The 15,680-nt window shown below is 61.3% G+C and carries 16 protein-coding genes; 6 read left to right on the top strand and 10 right to left on the bottom strand.

Annotated elements, in window-relative coordinates:
• Nucleotides 1-52 precede the first annotated feature (52 nt).
• Nucleotides 53-1,369 carry a replication-associated recombination protein A gene (locus ACODSD_RS11220; RefSeq protein ID WP_227104292.1) on the top strand — a complete coding sequence of 439 codons (1,317 nt, stop codon included), beginning with the start codon at nucleotides 53-55 and terminating at the stop codon, nucleotides 1,367-1,369.
• A gap of 26 nt (nucleotides 1,370-1,395) precedes the next feature.
• Nucleotides 1,396-2,682, top strand: coding sequence for a serine--tRNA ligase (serS, locus tag ACODSD_RS11215; RefSeq protein WP_107798636.1), 1,287 nt, complete (start codon nucleotides 1,396-1,398; stop codon nucleotides 2,680-2,682).
• A 57-nt stretch (nucleotides 2,683-2,739) separates the two neighbouring features.
• Here serS and ACODSD_RS11210 read toward each other — a convergent pair whose 3' ends face one another.
• Nucleotides 2,740-5,235 carry an EAL domain-containing protein gene (locus ACODSD_RS11210; protein ID WP_488877413.1) on the bottom strand — a complete coding sequence of 832 codons (2,496 nt, stop codon included), beginning with the start codon at nucleotides 5,233-5,235 and terminating at the stop codon, nucleotides 2,740-2,742.
• 494 nt (nucleotides 5,236-5,729) lie between these two features.
• Between ACODSD_RS11210 and hypF the strand changes: the two genes are divergently transcribed.
• The gene (gene hypF, locus ACODSD_RS11205) at nucleotides 5,730-8,021 is read left to right on the top strand and encodes a carbamoyltransferase HypF (RefSeq protein WP_107798635.1); all 2,292 of its coding nucleotides are present in this window, start codon (nucleotides 5,730-5,732) and stop codon (nucleotides 8,019-8,021) included.
• Nucleotides 8,022-8,081: 60 nt separating this feature from the next.
• Here hypF and rimO read toward each other — a convergent pair whose 3' ends face one another.
• Nucleotides 8,082-9,380: a 30S ribosomal protein S12 methylthiotransferase RimO gene (rimO, locus tag ACODSD_RS11200; protein ID WP_488877412.1), complete on the bottom strand. Its 1,299-nt coding sequence runs from the start codon at nucleotides 9,378-9,380 to the stop codon at nucleotides 8,082-8,084.
• Nucleotides 9,381-9,420: 40 nt separating this feature from the next.
• Between rimO and ACODSD_RS11195 the strand changes: the two genes are divergently transcribed.
• On the top strand, nucleotides 9,421-11,058 hold the full coding sequence (locus tag ACODSD_RS11195; RefSeq protein WP_488877411.1) for a recombinase family protein: 1,638 nt from the start codon (nucleotides 9,421-9,423) through the stop codon (nucleotides 11,056-11,058).
• A gap of 25 nt (nucleotides 11,059-11,083) precedes the next feature.
• Here the strand turns inward: ACODSD_RS11195 and ACODSD_RS11190 are convergent, their stop codons facing one another.
• On the bottom strand, nucleotides 11,084-11,416 hold the full coding sequence (locus ACODSD_RS11190) for a hypothetical protein (RefSeq protein ID WP_488877410.1): 333 nt from the start codon (nucleotides 11,414-11,416) through the stop codon (nucleotides 11,084-11,086).
• A 102-nt stretch (nucleotides 11,417-11,518) separates the two neighbouring features.
• Here ACODSD_RS11190 and ACODSD_RS11185 point away from each other — a divergent pair, with 102 nt between their 5' ends.
• Together ACODSD_RS11185 and ACODSD_RS11180 are read left to right on the top strand one after the other, a co-directional pair.
• The gene (locus ACODSD_RS11185; protein ID WP_488877409.1) at nucleotides 11,519-11,797 is read left to right on the top strand and encodes a type II toxin-antitoxin system RelE/ParE family toxin; all 279 of its coding nucleotides are present in this window, start codon (nucleotides 11,519-11,521) and stop codon (nucleotides 11,795-11,797) included.
• 52 nt (nucleotides 11,798-11,849) lie between these two features.
• Nucleotides 11,850-12,146, top strand: coding sequence for a HigA family addiction module antitoxin (locus ACODSD_RS11180; protein WP_488877408.1), 297 nt, complete (start codon nucleotides 11,850-11,852; stop codon nucleotides 12,144-12,146).
• A 99-nt stretch (nucleotides 12,147-12,245) separates the two neighbouring features.
• Here the strand turns inward: ACODSD_RS11180 and ACODSD_RS11175 are convergent, their stop codons facing one another.
• From ACODSD_RS11175 to ACODSD_RS11145, 7 genes are all read right to left on the bottom strand, one after another.
• Entirely contained in the window at nucleotides 12,246-12,518 is a 273-nt protein-coding gene (locus ACODSD_RS11175) for a hypothetical protein (protein ID WP_488877407.1), read from the bottom strand.
• 142 nt (nucleotides 12,519-12,660) lie between these two features.
• Nucleotides 12,661-13,059, bottom strand: a complete 399-nt coding sequence (locus tag ACODSD_RS11170) for a hypothetical protein (protein ID WP_488877406.1) — start codon at nucleotides 13,057-13,059, stop codon at nucleotides 12,661-12,663.
• Entirely contained in the window at nucleotides 13,059-13,580 is a 522-nt protein-coding gene (locus ACODSD_RS11165; protein WP_488877405.1) for an N-acetylmuramoyl-L-alanine amidase, read from the bottom strand. The genes ACODSD_RS11170 and ACODSD_RS11165 overlap by 1 nt, the downstream gene beginning before the upstream one ends.
• Before the next feature lie 66 nt (nucleotides 13,581-13,646).
• On the bottom strand, nucleotides 13,647-13,922 hold the full coding sequence (locus ACODSD_RS11160) for a phage holin family protein (protein WP_488877404.1): 276 nt from the start codon (nucleotides 13,920-13,922) through the stop codon (nucleotides 13,647-13,649).
• On the bottom strand, nucleotides 13,919-14,299 hold the full coding sequence (locus tag ACODSD_RS11155) for a putative holin (RefSeq protein WP_488877403.1): 381 nt from the start codon (nucleotides 14,297-14,299) through the stop codon (nucleotides 13,919-13,921). The genes ACODSD_RS11160 and ACODSD_RS11155 overlap by 4 nt, the downstream gene beginning before the upstream one ends.
• A gap of 37 nt (nucleotides 14,300-14,336) precedes the next feature.
• A complete protein-coding gene (locus tag ACODSD_RS11150) occupies nucleotides 14,337-14,966 on the bottom strand; it encodes a tail fiber assembly protein (RefSeq protein WP_488877402.1) in 630 nt (209 codons plus the stop codon).
• 11 nt (nucleotides 14,967-14,977) lie between these two features.
• Nucleotides 14,978-15,679: a phage tail protein gene (locus tag ACODSD_RS11145; protein WP_488877401.1), complete on the bottom strand. Its 702-nt coding sequence runs from the start codon at nucleotides 15,677-15,679 to the stop codon at nucleotides 14,978-14,980.
• Between the last annotated feature and the right edge of the window lies 1 nt (nucleotide 15,680).

Genomic DNA, 15,680 nt, shown 5'->3' with positions numbered 1-15,680 from the left:
CGGATCAACTGATATACTGTCGCTTTGATTTTCCCCGCCGCAGAACCCCGCCATGAACGATCTGTTTGCCAATGAACCGAAAAAACCGCTGGCTGAAGCGCTGCGTCCCGGCCGCCTCGACGAGGTGATCGGCCAGCGGCACCTGATCGGCCCCGGCAAGCCGCTGCGGCTGGCGGTGGAAGCGAGCACCCCGCACTCGATGATTCTGTGGGGCCCGCCCGGCGTAGGCAAAACCACGCTGGCGCGCATACTCGCCGCCAGCTTCGACGCTGAATTCATCCCGCTGTCGGCGGTGTTCTCCGGCGTCAAGGACATCCGCGAGGCGGTGGAGCGCGCGCACGCCGCGCTGCAGCGCTCCGGCCGCCACACCATCTTGTTCGTCGACGAGGTGCACCGCTTCAACAAGAGCCAGCAGGACGCCTTCCTGCCCTTCGTCGAATCCGGCCTGCTGACCTTCATCGGCGCCACGACGGAAAACCCCTCTTTCGAGGTCAATTCCGCGCTCTTGTCCCGCGCCCAGGTCTATGTGCTCAACAGCCTGGACGAAGAAGAGCTGCGCCAGTTGTTCGAACGCGCCGCCGCCAACGGCGCGCTGGAGGGGCTGAGCTTCGACGACGCCGCCATCGACACCCTGACCGGCTACGCCGACGGCGACGCCCGCCGCTTCCTCAACCTGCTGGAACAGACCCGCACCGCCGCCTACGCGCGCAAGACCGGTCAGATAGACCGCGACTTCCTGTCCGAAGTGCTGACCGTCAACGCGCGCCGCTTCGACAAGGGCGGCGACGACTTCTACGACCAGATCTCCGCGCTGCACAAATCGGTGCGCGGCTCCAATCCGGACGCGGCGCTGTACTGGCTGACGCGGATGCTGGACGGCGGCGCCGACGCGCGCTATCTCGCGCGCCGGCTGGTGCGCATGGCCTGGGAGGACATCGGCCTGGCCGATCCGCGCGCGATGCAGATCGCCAACGACGCCGCCGCCACCTACGAGCGCCTGGGCAGCCCGGAAGGCGAACTTGCGCTGGCTCAAGCCGCGCTATATTTGGCCGTGGCCGCCAAGAGCAACGCCGGCTACAAGGCGTATAATGAGGCCCGCGCCTTCATCAAGCAGGACAAATCCCGGCCGGTGCCGGTACACTTGCGCAATGCGCCCACTCGGCTGATGAAGGAGTTGGGCTACGGCCACGAATACCGTTACGCCCATGACGAACCCCATGCCTACGCCGCCGGCGAGACCTATCTGCCGGAAGGATTGGAAGACATGCGCTGGTATCAGCCGACTCCGCGCGGACTGGAAAGCAAAATAAGGGACAAGCTGGATTTCCTGCGTCAGCTCGACGACGACGCCCGGCAAGACTCCGAATAAGTGAAAGAAACAGGACCAACCTAACCATGCTCGACATCAATCTGCTTCGCAACGACATCGAAGCCGTCGCCGCCCGTCTGGCCGGCCGCGGCTATACCCTGGACACCGCAGCCTTCAACCAGCTGGAGTCCGAACGCAAATCCCTGCAAACCCGCATGCAGGAACTGCAAGCCAAGCGCAACGCCTCCTCCAAGCAGATCGGCGTGGCCAAGGGCAAGGGCGAAGACGTGTCAGCCATCCTGGCCGAAGTGGCGACGCTGGGCGACGAATTGAAAGCCGCCGAACAAGGTTTCGACGCGGTGCAAAAACAGCTGGACGCCTGGCTGATGTCCATCCCCAACCTGCCGCACGAATCGGTGCCGGCGGGCAAGGACGAAAACGACAATGTGGAAGTGCGCCGCGTGGGCGCGCCGCGCCAGTTCGACTTCGAAGTGAAAGACCATGTCGACGTGGGCGCGCCGCTGGGCCTGGATTTCGACACCGGCGCCAAGCTGTCCGGCGCGCGCTTCACCGTGCTCAAGGGCGACATCGCCCGGCTGCACCGCGCCATCGCCCAGTTCATGCTGAACACCCATACCGGCGATCACGGCTACGTCGAGCACTACACCCCCTACATCGTCAACGACAGCGCGCTGCTGGGCACCGGCCAACTGCCCAAGTTCGCCGAAGACATGTTCAAGGTGACCAAGGGCGGCGAAGAAGGCAATGTGGACCAGTACCTGATCTCCACCTCGGAAATCACCCTGACCAACACCGTCAGCAACAGCATCCTCAAGGCCGAGGAGCTGCCGCTGAAACTGACCGCGCACTCGCCCTGCTTCCGCTCGGAAGCCGGCAGCTACGGCCGCGACACCCGCGGCATGATCCGCCAGCACCAGTTCGACAAGGTGGAGATGGTGCGCATCGAGAAGCCGGAAGACTCCTACGCCGCGCTGGAAGACATGGTCGGCCACGCCGAGAACATCCTCAAGGCGCTGGAACTGCCCTACCGCGTGATCACGCTGTGCACCGGCGACATGGGCTTCGGCGCCGCCAAGACTTACGATCTGGAAGTCTGGCTGCCGGCGCAGAACACCTATCGCGAAATCTCCAGCTGCTCCAACTGCGAGGCCTTCCAGTCCCGCCGCATGATGGCGCGCTACAAGGACGAAAACGGCAAGAACCAGCTGGTGCACACGCTGAACGGCTCCGGCCTGGCGGTGGGACGCACCCTGGTGGCGGTGCTGGAAAACTACCAGAACGCCGACGGCAGCGTGACCATTCCGGCCGTGCTGCGGCCTTACTTCGGCGGCCGCGACAAGATCGGCGGCTAAGCCCCGGTTTACCCTCCGCCGCAGGAAGACAACGGCGCCCGCCATGGGCGCCGTTTTTCATGCCCGCGCCGCCAACAACGCCTCGAATTCGGCTCGCGGCAGCGGCTTGCTGAACAGATAACCCTGGCCCAAACGGCAGCCCTGCTGCAACAGGAAGTCCCGCTGCGACTCCAGCTCCACCCCCTCGGCCACCAACTCCAGGCCCAGGCTGCGGCCGATGGAAATGATGGCGCGGGTGATGGCGGCGTCGTCGCCGTCATGGTGCAAGTCCATGATGAAGGAGCGGTCTATCTTCAAGCCCTTGACCGGCAGCCGCTTCAAATAGGACAGCGAGGAATAGCCGGTGCCGAAATCGTCGATGGACAGATAGACGCCCAGCTCGCGCAGCCGCTGCAAGGCTTCCACCATGCCGCAGTCCTCGTCCATCGCCACGCTCTCGGTGATTTCCAGCTCCAGTTCGCCGCTATCCAGGCCATGTCGGCGCAGCGTGTGCGCCACCGTGTCGGCGAAGCTGCCGTACTTGAGCTGGCGGCCGGACACATTGACCGCGATCCGCCCCGGGGTCAGGCCCTGTCTCCGCCACAGCGCCCAGTCGCGGCAAGCGGTGTCCAGCACCCATTCGCCCATCGGCACCATCAGCGAGCCGTCCTCGGCGATGGGGATGAACTTGGCCGGCGCCATCAGGCCCAGCTCAGGATGACGCCAACGCAGCAAGGCCTCGGCCCCCACCACCCGCCGCGTGGCCAACTCCACCTTGGGCTGATACCACACTTCCAGTTCCTCTTGGGCCAAGGCGCGGTGCAGGCTGTACTCCAGCTTCAGCCTTTCCATCGCCCGCGCGTTCATGTCCGAGGTGTAGAACTGGAAATTGTTCTTGCCGCGCTCCTTGGCCTGGTACATCGCCGAGTCCGCGTTCACCAACAGGGCGTCCGCGCTGACCCCGTCCTCCGGATACATGCTGATGCCTATGCTGGCCGAGATGAACAGTTCGTGGCCGGTCAGGCCGGACTGCTCGGTGACGCCGTCCAGCAGTTGCTGCGCCAGCGCCGCCACCTGGGTGACCCGTTCCACCGTCGGCAGCAAGAGGATGAACTCGTCGCCGGACAGCCTGGCCACGGTGGAATGCGGCGGCGCGTGCTGCAACAGCACCGAGGCGATGCGCACCAGCAATTCGTCGCCGGCGTGATGGCCCAGGGTGTCGTTGACCAGCTTGAAGCGGTCCAGATCGACGAACAACAAGGCGAACTGGAGCTGGGTCGGCGGCGCCCGCTCTATCGCCTCCTGCAAGCGCTCCAGAAACAGCGTCCGGTTCGGCAAGCCGGTCAGCGCGTCGTGATTGGCCAGAAAATGCAGCCGCTCCTCGGACTGCTTGCGCTGGGTGATGTCGGAGAACACCGCCACGTAATGCAGGCATTCGCCGTCCGCGTCGCGGATGGCGGTAATGCTAAGGTGCTCGGTATACAGCAAGCCGCCCTTGCGGCGGTTGACCACCTCGCCTTGCCAGACTCCGCTCTCTTTCAGGCTTTGCCACAGCTTCTGGTAGAAATCCGCCGGCTGTCGGCCGGACTTGAGCAAGGCGGGCGTGCGGCCCAGCGCCTCCTGGCTGCTGTAGCCGGTGATGCGGCTGAACGCCGGGTTCACCATCTGGATCACCCCGTTGCCGTCGGTGATCAGGATGCCTTCCAGCGTCGATTCGAACACCTTGTCCGCCAGCAACAAGCTGCGCCGCGAATGCAGCAGCGCGTCGTCTCGCTCGCGCAAGGCGGAGTGCAATTCCTGCAGAAACTCCTGCTCCACCATCTGGATGATGTCGCGAAAACCCAGCAGCTGCAGCAGAACGCCGTCGGCGTCGTACACCGCCAGATGACGGATCTTGTGCTGCAGGATCAACTGCCTGGCCTGCAACAGGCTGCTGCCGTCGCGCACGCCCAACAGCGGCCAGGAGCAGGCTTCGGCCAAGGTCGCCGGCGCGCGCCCCTCGGCCAGCAGCCGCAATAGGTCGCGCAGGGTCAGGATGCCGTAGTCGCCGTTATCGAAGCGCACCGCCAAGGCGGTGGCGCCCTGCAGCCGCATCAGGGCCAGCGCCTGCTCCGGCGAGTCCGCCGCCCCCAGCTGGCACAAGGGCGCCGCGCGGTCCGCCGCCACCCGCCGCACGCCCAGAAAGGATTCGCTGCCCTGACTCAATACGATATCGGTCAGCGACACCACGCCGCACGGCTTGCCGGCCTGTTCCACCAGCGCATGCCGGATGCCGCGCTCGCGGAATAGCGCCACCGCCTCGCTCACCGGCAGATCATGCGGCAGCACCACCAAGGGCGCGCTCATCGCGCCGCCCACCGGCCGCATGCCGGCCGCGCCGTCCAGCCGGTCCAGCGCCAGCGCGTCGGCCTCGGTCCAAATCCCCAGCGGCCGTCCCGCTTCGTCCTGCACCACAATGGAGCCGCAGCCCGCCAGCAACATGCGCCGCGCCGCTTCCGCCAGCGGCGTATCCGCCGCGCACGCCAGGATGTCAGGGCTAGAGATTTCTTTTATACACTGTTTTAAGTAATACATTAACAATCCAAGCCGGGCTGTTCACGTAAAAATTCCAAATGGCATTATAACGATGCAAACCGCCGTCATGTAGTCGGATTGCAACAGCCCCGCCCCGCAGCGGCGTCGAGACCCGAGATCTCCGCTCCGCTCCCGCCCCGCCCTCCCGCAGCGCATTCCCTTTGCATTCAGTAAATCGTCAAATACTCATATACATGATCTAGGACAAAGCGCGAGACCGGGGAGCGCTGCTAGGCTGGCAACAGAATCGGCGAATTTAAATTCGCCAAGGAAATGACAAAGGTATTGCGCATCGCAGCAAAACCTCTAAGAGCCTGTTGACGATCCCTCAAGCCGGAGCGGGACCAGGCGTTGCGGCGGAGACAGCGGAATGCATGCTTAGCACATCGGCATTCCCAACGCAGCACTCACCGCGCAGCGGATCGTGAACGGCCTCTCGGACTGGCGGCATTGCGCATGACCTGCCCTACCACCCACACAGCGACACAAGCACCATGAGCCAACAACGCATCCACCTATCGGTTCAGGGCCGGGTTCAAGGCGTCGGCTTCCGTCCCTTCATCTGGCGCACGGCCAGCGAATGCGGCCTCACCGGCTTTGTCCGCAACAGCGGCGAAGGCGTGACGCTGGAACTGCAGGGCGAACCGCAGGCGCTGAGCGCCTTCCGGCAAGCGCTGCGAACCCGGCTGCCGCCGCTGGCGCACATCGACGCGCTGCAAGAACGCGACATCCCGCTGCGCGACGCCGAACAACGCTTTCAAATAGAAGAAAGCAGCGGCGCGGTCACCCACGCCCGGCTGCCGGCCGACGTGGCCACCTGTCCGCGCTGCGTGGAGGAGTTGTTCACCCCCGGCGACCGCCGCTACCGCTTTCCCTTCATCAACTGCACCGATTGCGGGCCGCGCTACACCGTCACCCACCGGCTGCCTTACGACCGCGCCAACACCAGCATGCTGGCCTTTCCGCTGTGCCCGGTCTGCCGCCAGGAATACCTGGACCCGAACAGCCGCCGCTTTCACGCCGAGCCCACCGCCTGCCCGGTGTGCGGCCCCAAGCTGCAACTGACCGACCGCTTCGGCCAAAGCCTGAACGGCGACCCCATCGTCGGCGCGGTGCAAATCCTCAATATGGGCCGCAGCATCGCGATGAAAGGCCTGGGCGGCTTCCATCTGGTCTGCGACGCGGCCAGCCCGGCGGCGGTGTCGCGGCTGCGCCAACTCAAGCATCGCCCCGGCAAGCCGCTGGCCATCATGGCCTTGAACGTGGAATCCATCCGCGCGCTCTGCCACGTCAGCGAGGAAGAAGCCGCCTGGCTGCAGCGGCCGGAACGCCCCATCGTGCTGTTGAACAAGAAGCCCGAAGCCGACCAGCTGCTGCCGGACATCGCCCCCGGCCTGTCCGCGCTGGGCGTGATGCTGCCCTACACCCCGCTGCAATGGCTGCTGTTCCACGAAGCGCTGGGCCGCCCGGGCGGCGCCAGCTGGCTGCGCCAGCCCTGCTCGCGGCTGTGGGTGATGAGCAGCGCCAATCTGTCCGGCGAGCCCATCGTCACCGGCAACCAGGAAGCGCGCGAACGGCTGAACCAGGTCGCCGACGTCTTCCTGCTGCACAACCGCGCCATCGTCACCCGTTGCGACGACAGCGTGGTGTCGCTGGAACGGCGGCGGCCGCTGCTGTTCCGCCGCGCGCGCGGCTTCGTGCCGGACCCGGTGCCGCTGGCGCTGGACGGCCCGCCGGTGCTGGCGCTGGGCGCCTATATGAAGGCCACCGCCACCGTGCTGCGCGGCAAGGACGCCTTCGTGTCGCAATACATCGGCGCGCTCAACCATCCGCTGACCTGCGAGGCGCTGCAGCAGGCGGCCGACCATCTGCTCGACCTCACCGGCGTCGCCCCGCAGGCGGTGGCCTGCGATCTGGAAACCGGCACCTACTCCAGCCTGTTGGCCGAACACCTGTCCAAGCAATGGGAGGTGCCGCTGATCAGGGTTCAGCACCATCACGCCCACTTGGGCGCGGTGCTGGCCGAACACGGCGTGACCGAGCCGGCGCTGGGCCTGGCGCTGGACGGCTACGGCCTGGGCCACAACAACGGCGCCTGGGGCGGTGAAATGATGCTGGTGGACGGCGACAGCTGCGAGCGCATCGGCCACATCTCGCCGCTGCCGCTGCCCGGCGTGGGACGCAGCCGGCTGCCGCCGTGGAAGCTGGCCGTGGCCTTGTGGCAAACCCTGGAACTGGGACCGCTGCCGCCGCGGCTGGCGGCCCAGCCCGGCGCCCAGCAATTGGAGAAGCAGCTCGCCATCCGCCGCGACTGCCAGGACAGCACCAGCCTGGGCCGCTGGTTCGGCGCCATCGCCGGCCTGACCCGCCAATGCGGGGTGGAAACCTTCGAAAGCGAAGCCGCGCAAAGACTGGAGGCTCAGGCCGGACCGGCCGAGCCGCTGGCCGGCGGCTGGCGCACCCGCGCCAATCTGCTGGACCTGACGCCGCTGGCGCGCCATCTTTGCGGGCTGGACGACGACCAGGCCATCGCCAGCCTGTGGCACGCCACGCTGGCCGCCGCGCTGGCGGACTGGGCGATCAAGGCGGCGCGCACCACCGGCACCCGCATCGTGGCGCTGGCCGGCGGCTGCTGCGGCAATCGCCAGTTGATGGCGCAACTGCTGCCGCTGCTGGAGCAGGCCGGCCTGCGTCCGCTGACCGCGGAGCAGCTGCCGCCCAACGACGGCGGCCTGAGCCTGGGCCAGGCCTGGGTGGCGCGCCAGCGCCTGCTGCGCCGGAGCTGAAATGAAAACGGCGCGTCGCCCGAAAGCGACGCGCCGTGTGGATCGGCTCTTGTCGGCGAATCAGGACGACAGGCGCTCGCCCCACAGATCGTGCTCGCTGCAATCGACGATCTTCACCGAATAGAACTCGCCCGCGCGCATGCCGGCGGCGTCCTCGACGAACACCAGGCCATCGATCTCCGGCGCGTCCGCGTAGCTGCGGCAAATCGCCGTGCCTTCGTCGTCGATCTCGTCCACCAGCACCTGCATGGTCTGGCCGACGCGGCGCTCCAGGCGACGGGCGCTGATCTCTTCCTGCACCGCCATGAAACGCTCTTTGCGCGCCTCCTTCACCGCTTCCGGCACCGGGTTCGGCAAATCGTTGGCCGTGGCGCCTTCCACCGGCGAATAGGTGAAACAGCCTACGCGGTCCAGTTCCGCCTCGCGGATAAAGCTCAGCAATTCTTCGAAGTCTTCCTCGGTCTCGCCGGGGAAACCGACGATGAAGGTGGAGCGGATCACCAGTTCCGGACAGATCTCGCGCCATTTCTTGATGCGCGCCAGCACATTGTCGCTATTGGCCGGACGCTTCATCAGCTTCAGCACCTTCTGGCTGGCGTGCTGGAACGGGATATCCAGATAGGGCAGGATCTTGCCGTCGCGCATCAGCGGAATCACCTCGTCCACATGCGGATACGGATAGACGTAATGCAGACGCACCCAAATGCCGTGGCGGCCCAGTTCCTCGCACAGCTCGGTCATCCGGGTCTTCACCGGACGGCCGTTGTGGAAGCCCAGCTTGTACTTGGTGTCCACGCCGTAGGCCGAGGTGTCCTGCGAGATCACCAGGATTTCCTTGACCCCGGCCTTGGCCAGGTTCTCCGCTTCGCGCAGCACATCGTGAATCGGCCGGCTTTCCAGATCCCCGCGCATGGACGGGATGATGCAGAAGGTGCAGCGATGGTTGCAGCCTTCGGAAATCTTCAGATAGGCGTAATGCTTGGGCGTCAGCCGCACGCCGATGTCCGGCACCAGATCGACGAAGGGATCGTGAGGCTTGGGCAGATGCGCGTGCACCGCGCTCATCACCTCGTCGGTGGCGTGCGGGCCGGTCACGGCCAAGACCGACGGATGCGCGTCGCGCACCACATCGCCCTTGGCCCCCAGACAGCCGGTGACGATGACCTTGCCGTTCTCGTTCAGGGCTTCGCCGATCGCGTCCAGGGACTCGGCCACGGCGGAATCGATGAAGCCGCAGGTGTTGACCACCACCAGGTCGGCGCCGGCGTAACTGCCGGAAATATCGTAGCCTTCGGCGCGAAGGCGGGTCAGGATCTGCTCGGAGTCGCTGGAGGCTTTGGGACACCCTAACGAAACCATTCCTATACGCGGCGTTTTGCTCATAGTAATATTCAAGAATATGAAAAACGCGAAAGTATACAGCTATTTACGGTTCAGCGACCCCAAACAGGCGGCAGGATCAAGCGCGGACAGGCAAATCCAATACGCTGAACGCTGGGCAGCAGAACGACAGCTAGAGCTAGACGGCTCCCTCACGCTGCGAGACGAAGGCTTGAGCGCATACCATCAGCGCCACGTCTCACGCGGCGCGCTAGGCGCATTCCTTGCCGCCATAGACCAGGGACACATCCCGCACGGCTCGGTGCTGATCGTTGAAGGACTGGACCGCCTCAGCCGGGCGGAACCCATCCTTGCCCAAGCGCAATTGACTCAAATCATCAACGCCGGCATCACCGTTGTAACCGCCAGCGACGGGAAAGAGTACAACCGCGAAAAACTCAAGTCCAACCCCATGGATTTAGTTTATAGCCTACTTGTTATGATACGCGCACACGAAGAAAGCGACACAAAATCTAAGCGGGTCAAAGCTGCCATCCAACGACAAATAGACGGATGGATAAATGGAACATTCAGAGGCCGAATTGTCACAGGGCAAGACCCCCAATGGCTTAAATGGAACGGCCAAAATTGGGAAATGAGAGAAGATCGCGCAGCCGCATACCACCTTGCATTCAAGCTATATGGGCAAGGCCTTGGCGCTAGGCCAATATTGCAACAACTCTCAAAAGAAGGGATGGAGCTAAACAACAAAGGCTTGCCAGACCCCGCAAATTTTTACAGAACACTGCACAATCCAGCAGTATACGGCGACCGCGTCATTTCCCTAAACGGGAACTCATACACGCTAGAGAAATACTACCCCGCCCTTATTGAAAAAGCTGAATTTTTAAAACTACAGTCCCTAGTTAATGACCGCACAAAAAAAGGCCGTCCAAGCGGCATCACAAACATCCTAACAGGTATGGCAATACTACGATGCGGATACTGTGGCGCGGCAATTGCGGGGCAAGCACAAACTAGCAAAATCAAAAAAGACGGCACTTATAACAAAGAGCTTCGCCGCCTCCTTTGCAACAACTCAGGAAACATCAAAATAAAAGAATGCCCACACCCAGGATCAACCAAGGCCAGCCCTATAGAAAATGCGGTTATGGAATTCTGTAGCGATAAAATAAACCTAGAAACCCTTTTTGACACAAGCGACAGAACAGCCCCATTAAGACAAGAGCTAAAAAACGAAAAAACAAGCAGAGAAAAAATAAAGCTACAACTGGAGAAAATTACTCTAGCGCTTATAGAGTCACCACTTGAAGCCACACCTAAAACTTTCATCAAGAAAGCAAGCGAACTAGAAAGCGCCCTAGATGCTATTGAAAAGAAAATTAGACAACTAGAAGGCGCACTAATTCAGACAAGCCAAAGCAGCGAGCAAATAGATATCGCCGAGAAATGGGCAGACCTAAGAGAAGGCGTCAAAAACTTTGATGAAGACTCAAGAAAAATGGCCAGACAAATGATAATGCGCACCTTCCAGAGCATAATTATTTACATGAGCGGCATCTCCCCAAACCACTCAGAAAAAGGGGCTCGCCGTTGCATTGACCTAGTTTTGATACCCAAAGGGGGAAAAGTGCGAACATTGCGCATTGAACACAAAACCGGCAACTGGCTAGCTGCGGAGGATTTGCAAGCCTAGCAATCTGTGAGGTGGCCCGCCCACCTCAACCAAACAGATAGATATGCCCCGCCCGCGCCTCCTTCCAAGCGGACTCAATAGCCGCTTGCAACAAGGGCACCTCAGCCATTCTCACCTCCCCTACCATCAACGGGCGATAGCGCACCAGCAGCCGGTTAACCTCCCCCAAAAACGCCACCGCAATCTCCGCCATCTCCAACCGCCCCGGATCAAGCGGGAACAGGTCAGACACCGGCACTTGCGCATTGCGGAAATGCGCTGTCAGGCGCATGGCCTGGCCAAGCGTCAGCCGCTTACTATGCATCAGCTGGTCAAGCGCAATGTTGATCGCGTCTAGCAAGGTCTCAAGATCGTCCATAGTCCGAGATTGTTGTTTTCCTGATCCAGCATAGAACGTGAAGGATGCTACCGCCCAATAGTAACGCTTGACGTTAATAGCGCATAGCGCTACTATGTTTGCATGATCTTTAATTTCAGATGCACCGACACTGAATCACTTTTCACCGGTAAACGAGTTAAGCGATTCGTCAACATCGAAAGCGTCGCAATCCGAAAGCTGCAAATGCTACACGCAGCCAACACTGTAGAAACTCTAAGAGTTCCACCAGGCAATAGACTGGAAGCACTCAAAGGAGACAGAGCCGGGCAATACAGCATACGTATCAATGATCAATGGCGCGTATGTTTTAGATTTGACGGCGGGAACGCAATAGACGTTGAAATTGTTGATTACCATTGATCGAATGAAGGGCCGGGGCTTGCGCCCCGGCTATAAACTTGCGAGGAATCACATGGAACGGCAAATCCCCCTCTCCCACCCTGGCGAGATATTGGAGTTAGAATTTTTAAATGAAAACGGCATTACGCCGTATGCGCTAGCGAAAGCCATTGATGTACCGGCCACGCGCATATCCAAAATCATTCATGGCGAACGCAGCATTACGCCAGACACCGCTTTACGCCTTGGGCGTTATTTTGATATTGACCCGCAATTCTGGCTAAACCTTCAAGCCCATTATGATTTAGAAAATGCACGCCAGGAAATTAGCAGCATGCTCGAAAAAATCAAACCATTAAAAGCCGCATAAACGACCACAAACACAGCGGGCAAGCAATCCAAGGCCTGCCCGTTTATCTTTACCATCCTCACAGCCATCTGACAACAAAAATTCACCGCAAGAAAGTTATCAATCGGGGAGATAATCTCTAGGTGTTTTTCCATAATTATCTACAAGATCAACATTTGCTCCGCGCTTCAGCAAAAAACCAAGCCCCTCCAAGATTTTTAACCTCTCATCAACATCGCTTTGCTCTTTGTATTTAATTGCAGCAAAATGAGCCGGAGTCCGGCCATCCACATTTAAAATATTCACATCGCAGTCATTATCTATCTCGTGTCGCATCCTGTTAATGTCACCAGAAGCGGCAGCAAGATGCAAAGCAGTATCCCCTTGCCCCATCACCTTCTCCCAAATGTTAAATTCACAATCTAGACCCAACACTCAATACTATCTAGATTTCAGCAAACCCGCTCGTTCTACCACGCATTGCCCATACTGCCGCGCCAACTGCAAGTAACCCACTGCCAGGTCATCCCAGCTATCAGTTGCCGGCGGGCTTATCTGCGGCGCTGGGACGGTCAGATTGTGCGGCAACGATGGCCGCGTTGACATCGGCGACGCCGGCGGCGAGCTGGCGCAACCGCTCAGCGTCAATACGACAATCAGCGGGAAGGGGAACCAGTTTTTCATGCGTTCGATACTCCACGATTCGAGTTTGAGTTTTGCCGGCCAGCGCGTCGGCCTGCTCTTGTACGCGGCCGGCCAGGCCATCCAGGCGCGCGGCCTCGGCGGCGAAGCTGGCCAGCGCCTGGCGCGCTTCAGCCAGTTCGCGGCCAGACTGCCGGCGCTGCTCGGCATCGCCGCGCACGTCCCAGCCCAGCCACCACGCTAGGCCCAGCGCCGCCAGGATGGCCAGCACCTTGAGCACTAGTGCGCGCATTAGCGGGCCTCCCTCAGCACCGCCGCCACCGCCCGCGCCAGATCCATTTTTTTGGCTTGATACGCCGCAAGCTCAGCCGGATTGCTGATGAAAAACAGTTCCACAATCACGCCGCCGGCATTTACGAATGCAAGCCGTTGACGCGGAGTCGCGGCTTGATCTATCCACCCGCGATCACCCCGCAGCTTACTGTCCAGCACGACAGCTATAGCGGCGCTGATGCGCTGGCTCAGACTGCGCCGCGCCGGCAGCGAGATGGACTCCACGCCGCCTGCTCGCGGGTTTACCGCAGCATTGCAATGGAATTCCACCGCCAGGCCAACACCGCCTGCCAGCTTCACGGCCTCGGACAACGGCTTGTTGTCGCTGCCCTCGCCGTCCGTCAGCACCTCCACGCCGGCCTGGCGAAGCTCATGCGCGACCAGATTACGAAACTCGGCTGCGATATCGGCCTCACGAAAGCCGTTTGCTACTGCGCCAGGATCAACATTGCTGTGGCCGGCAGATACGAGAATTTTCATGTTATTGCCCTCTAGAAATGACAAAGCCCCGCAGTGCGGGGCTTGGATTGAATGGATGGAAAGCGGTTAGCGGTACGGCTGCGGCCGGCGCAGCACATCGCACACATTGCCGCGCGAACGGAACACCGCCACGCAGAGAAACAGGTTGATTACCAGCCCAGCAGGGCCAACGTGCGCGCGCCCCACTACGCCCTCAAAGCCGGCCCAGGCGCTGGCCACAATGAGCGCGTAGGCAAGCCAACAAGCCCAGGGACGGTGACGCGCGCCGTCACGGCGGAACATCAGCAGCCGCCAGCAGATCGCCGCGCAGACAAGAGCATTTACAACTGCGATTGCGGTCATTTTTTAACCCCCAATGGCACGGACAACGCGCCAGCCTCTGCGCGTCGAATCACGAATTGCAGCAACTTGACAGAACACGCGCCAGCGGCCAGCGCGCCCACGGTATCCGGGACGGTCAAATCGCGTTGCGTCAGCGCATCGACGATGACGTCGATAATGCCCGCCGTCAGATGTCCGCCGAAGGTGCCCCCGGCAACCGAGGCTACAAGGTAAGTCACACGTTCGACCACGCTGCAATCGCGCACTCCCACCACAAACACCCCGCCGCCCGCAAACGCCGCGAACACAACGCCGTCGCTGAAATACGGCAGCAGCGAGGCCAGCCACAACGCCACAGCCCCACCGACCGCGCCCACACTCGAAACAGGTTCAGACATAGATTCCCCAAAAGATTAGGGCCGGTTTTGCCGGCCCTTATTTGTTTTCGATTGCCGCCGGCATTGCCGGCCATTCAACGGTCTTCGGGTAGCCCGGCTGCCGAGCGACGCGCGAGAGTTCAATACGATAGCGCCGCCATGCCGCCAGTTGCTCGACCTCAGAGTCCATCGCAATTCCAAGCTCTACGGCATCCAGCAGCGGCACGATAGCCGCATCAGCCTGCGCGCGACGAGTGGACTGCTCAGCATCAGCGGCAGCAACTTGAGCGGCCAACAAGGCGGCAGAGTCCACCACCCAGCCCTTTCCATCCCAAATACCAAAAGGTGGCGGTTCCAACTCAGTCGCGCCTAGACTCTCCGGCGTATCGCCCAGCTTAGCCGTCACGGACTGCGCCGCCGCCTTGCACCACAACGGCACACCACGCCAATTGGCAACGACCTGCCATTGACCACCATTAGCGCAGTGACTTGGCACACTACCGTCCTCTGCGCGAAATACCGCCGCCGCTCGCTGGCCAGCTGGTGGCGGCGCTTCATCCGACGCCCACGCGGGGATTAGATACACCTCGTCTTCATCCAACGGCGAACGCATCGCCGTCGTTTCGCCGACATACTCGCCTGTTGCGGCGCTGTAGCAATAAACCGTTTTTAGTTCTATTTCAGCCATGACCTTCTCCGTCAAACTTTAATGCAGGCGAGCAATGCAACGTTGCGCGGCCTCACTTTTGACATGCCCGAATACCCAACCCCTCCATTAGACGAGCTGACAGCGCTGAGGTAATAAGCCGCGTTAGCCGTTGCAAGCACTGGTCCAGCACCATCCGGCCAGGCAATCGGGGCCTGAATGCCAGTTGTGGCCCCCACGATCGTGGAGTCGGAGTGTGCGTAATTAGCTATTGCCGTGGCTTCCTGAAACGAACCCAATGACCGAACACCTGTACTACTATCCACCCCACCCCCATTGTCCCAACAACGAATAAACTCACCACGCAGGTCTGGCGCTACGAATTTTGTTTTGTCGCCACTTTCCCCAAACGTTGTGCCAATAGCAGCGTATAGCCCCGGATATGATGCTTTTAACAGCTGCGCACCATCACACTTCACCCACCCTTGCGGCGGCTCCTTCATTGCAAAATATTGAACAGCCCCCGCCGGCACCGTCAGCAACTGAATAGCGCGCCGCAGCTGGGCGCTATCCGCGCCATTGAGCGCCAGGCCGGCCGCCTCCACCACCCCGGCGATTTCTTCTTGCAGCACGTTAAGCCACGCGGCGGACACCTCCGTCCCCTGCACCCCTGTTACCACATTCAGATCCACAAACCCCGACCTGCCGGGACCGTTCAAATCCGGCACTGAATGCGGCGTATCAATTCGCTTCATA

Source organism: Chromobacterium sp. FG22 (assembly GCF_057809415.1).
The sequence above is the reverse complement of the archived record's forward strand: the minus strand, read 5'-3'. Positions and strand labels throughout refer to the sequence as shown.

Bases quoted from the DNA above. Each gene is read 5' to 3' on its own strand.
- hypF (WP_107798635.1), top strand. From the start codon at position 5,730: ATGAGCCAACAACGCATCCACCTATCGGTTCAGGGCCGGGTTCAAGGC.
- ACODSD_RS11145 (WP_488877401.1), bottom strand. From the start codon at position 15,679: ATGAAGCGAATTGATACGCCGCATTCAGTGCCGGATTTGAACGGTCCC.
- ACODSD_RS11210 (WP_488877413.1), bottom strand. From the start codon at position 5,235: ATGTATTACTTAAAACAGTGTATAAAAGAAATCTCTAGCCCTGACATC.
- ACODSD_RS11180 (WP_488877408.1), top strand. From the start codon at position 11,850: ATGGAACGGCAAATCCCCCTCTCCCACCCTGGCGAGATATTGGAGTTA.
- ACODSD_RS11150 (WP_488877402.1), bottom strand. From the start codon at position 14,966: ATGGCTGAAATAGAACTAAAAACGGTTTATTGCTACAGCGCCGCAACA.
- ACODSD_RS11185 (WP_488877409.1), top strand. From the start codon at position 11,519: ATGATCTTTAATTTCAGATGCACCGACACTGAATCACTTTTCACCGGT.
- ACODSD_RS11160 (WP_488877404.1), bottom strand. From the start codon at position 13,922: ATGACCGCAATCGCAGTTGTAAATGCTCTTGTCTGCGCGGCGATCTGC.
- serS (WP_107798636.1), top strand. From the start codon at position 1,396: ATGCTCGACATCAATCTGCTTCGCAACGACATCGAAGCCGTCGCCGCC.
- ACODSD_RS11195 (WP_488877411.1), top strand. From the start codon at position 9,421: ATGAAAAACGCGAAAGTATACAGCTATTTACGGTTCAGCGACCCCAAA.
- ACODSD_RS11175 (WP_488877407.1), bottom strand. From the start codon at position 12,518: ATGGGGCAAGGGGATACTGCTTTGCATCTTGCTGCCGCTTCTGGTGAC.
- ACODSD_RS11190 (WP_488877410.1), bottom strand. From the start codon at position 11,416: ATGGACGATCTTGAGACCTTGCTAGACGCGATCAACATTGCGCTTGAC.
- ACODSD_RS11170 (WP_488877406.1), bottom strand. From the start codon at position 13,059: ATGCGCGCACTAGTGCTCAAGGTGCTGGCCATCCTGGCGGCGCTGGGC.
- ACODSD_RS11165 (WP_488877405.1), bottom strand. From the start codon at position 13,580: ATGAAAATTCTCGTATCTGCCGGCCACAGCAATGTTGATCCTGGCGCA.
- rimO (WP_488877412.1), bottom strand. From the start codon at position 9,380: ATGGTTTCGTTAGGGTGTCCCAAAGCCTCCAGCGACTCCGAGCAGATC.
- ACODSD_RS11155 (WP_488877403.1), bottom strand. From the start codon at position 14,299: ATGTCTGAACCTGTTTCGAGTGTGGGCGCGGTCGGTGGGGCTGTGGCG.
- ACODSD_RS11220 (WP_227104292.1), top strand. From the start codon at position 53: ATGAACGATCTGTTTGCCAATGAACCGAAAAAACCGCTGGCTGAAGCG.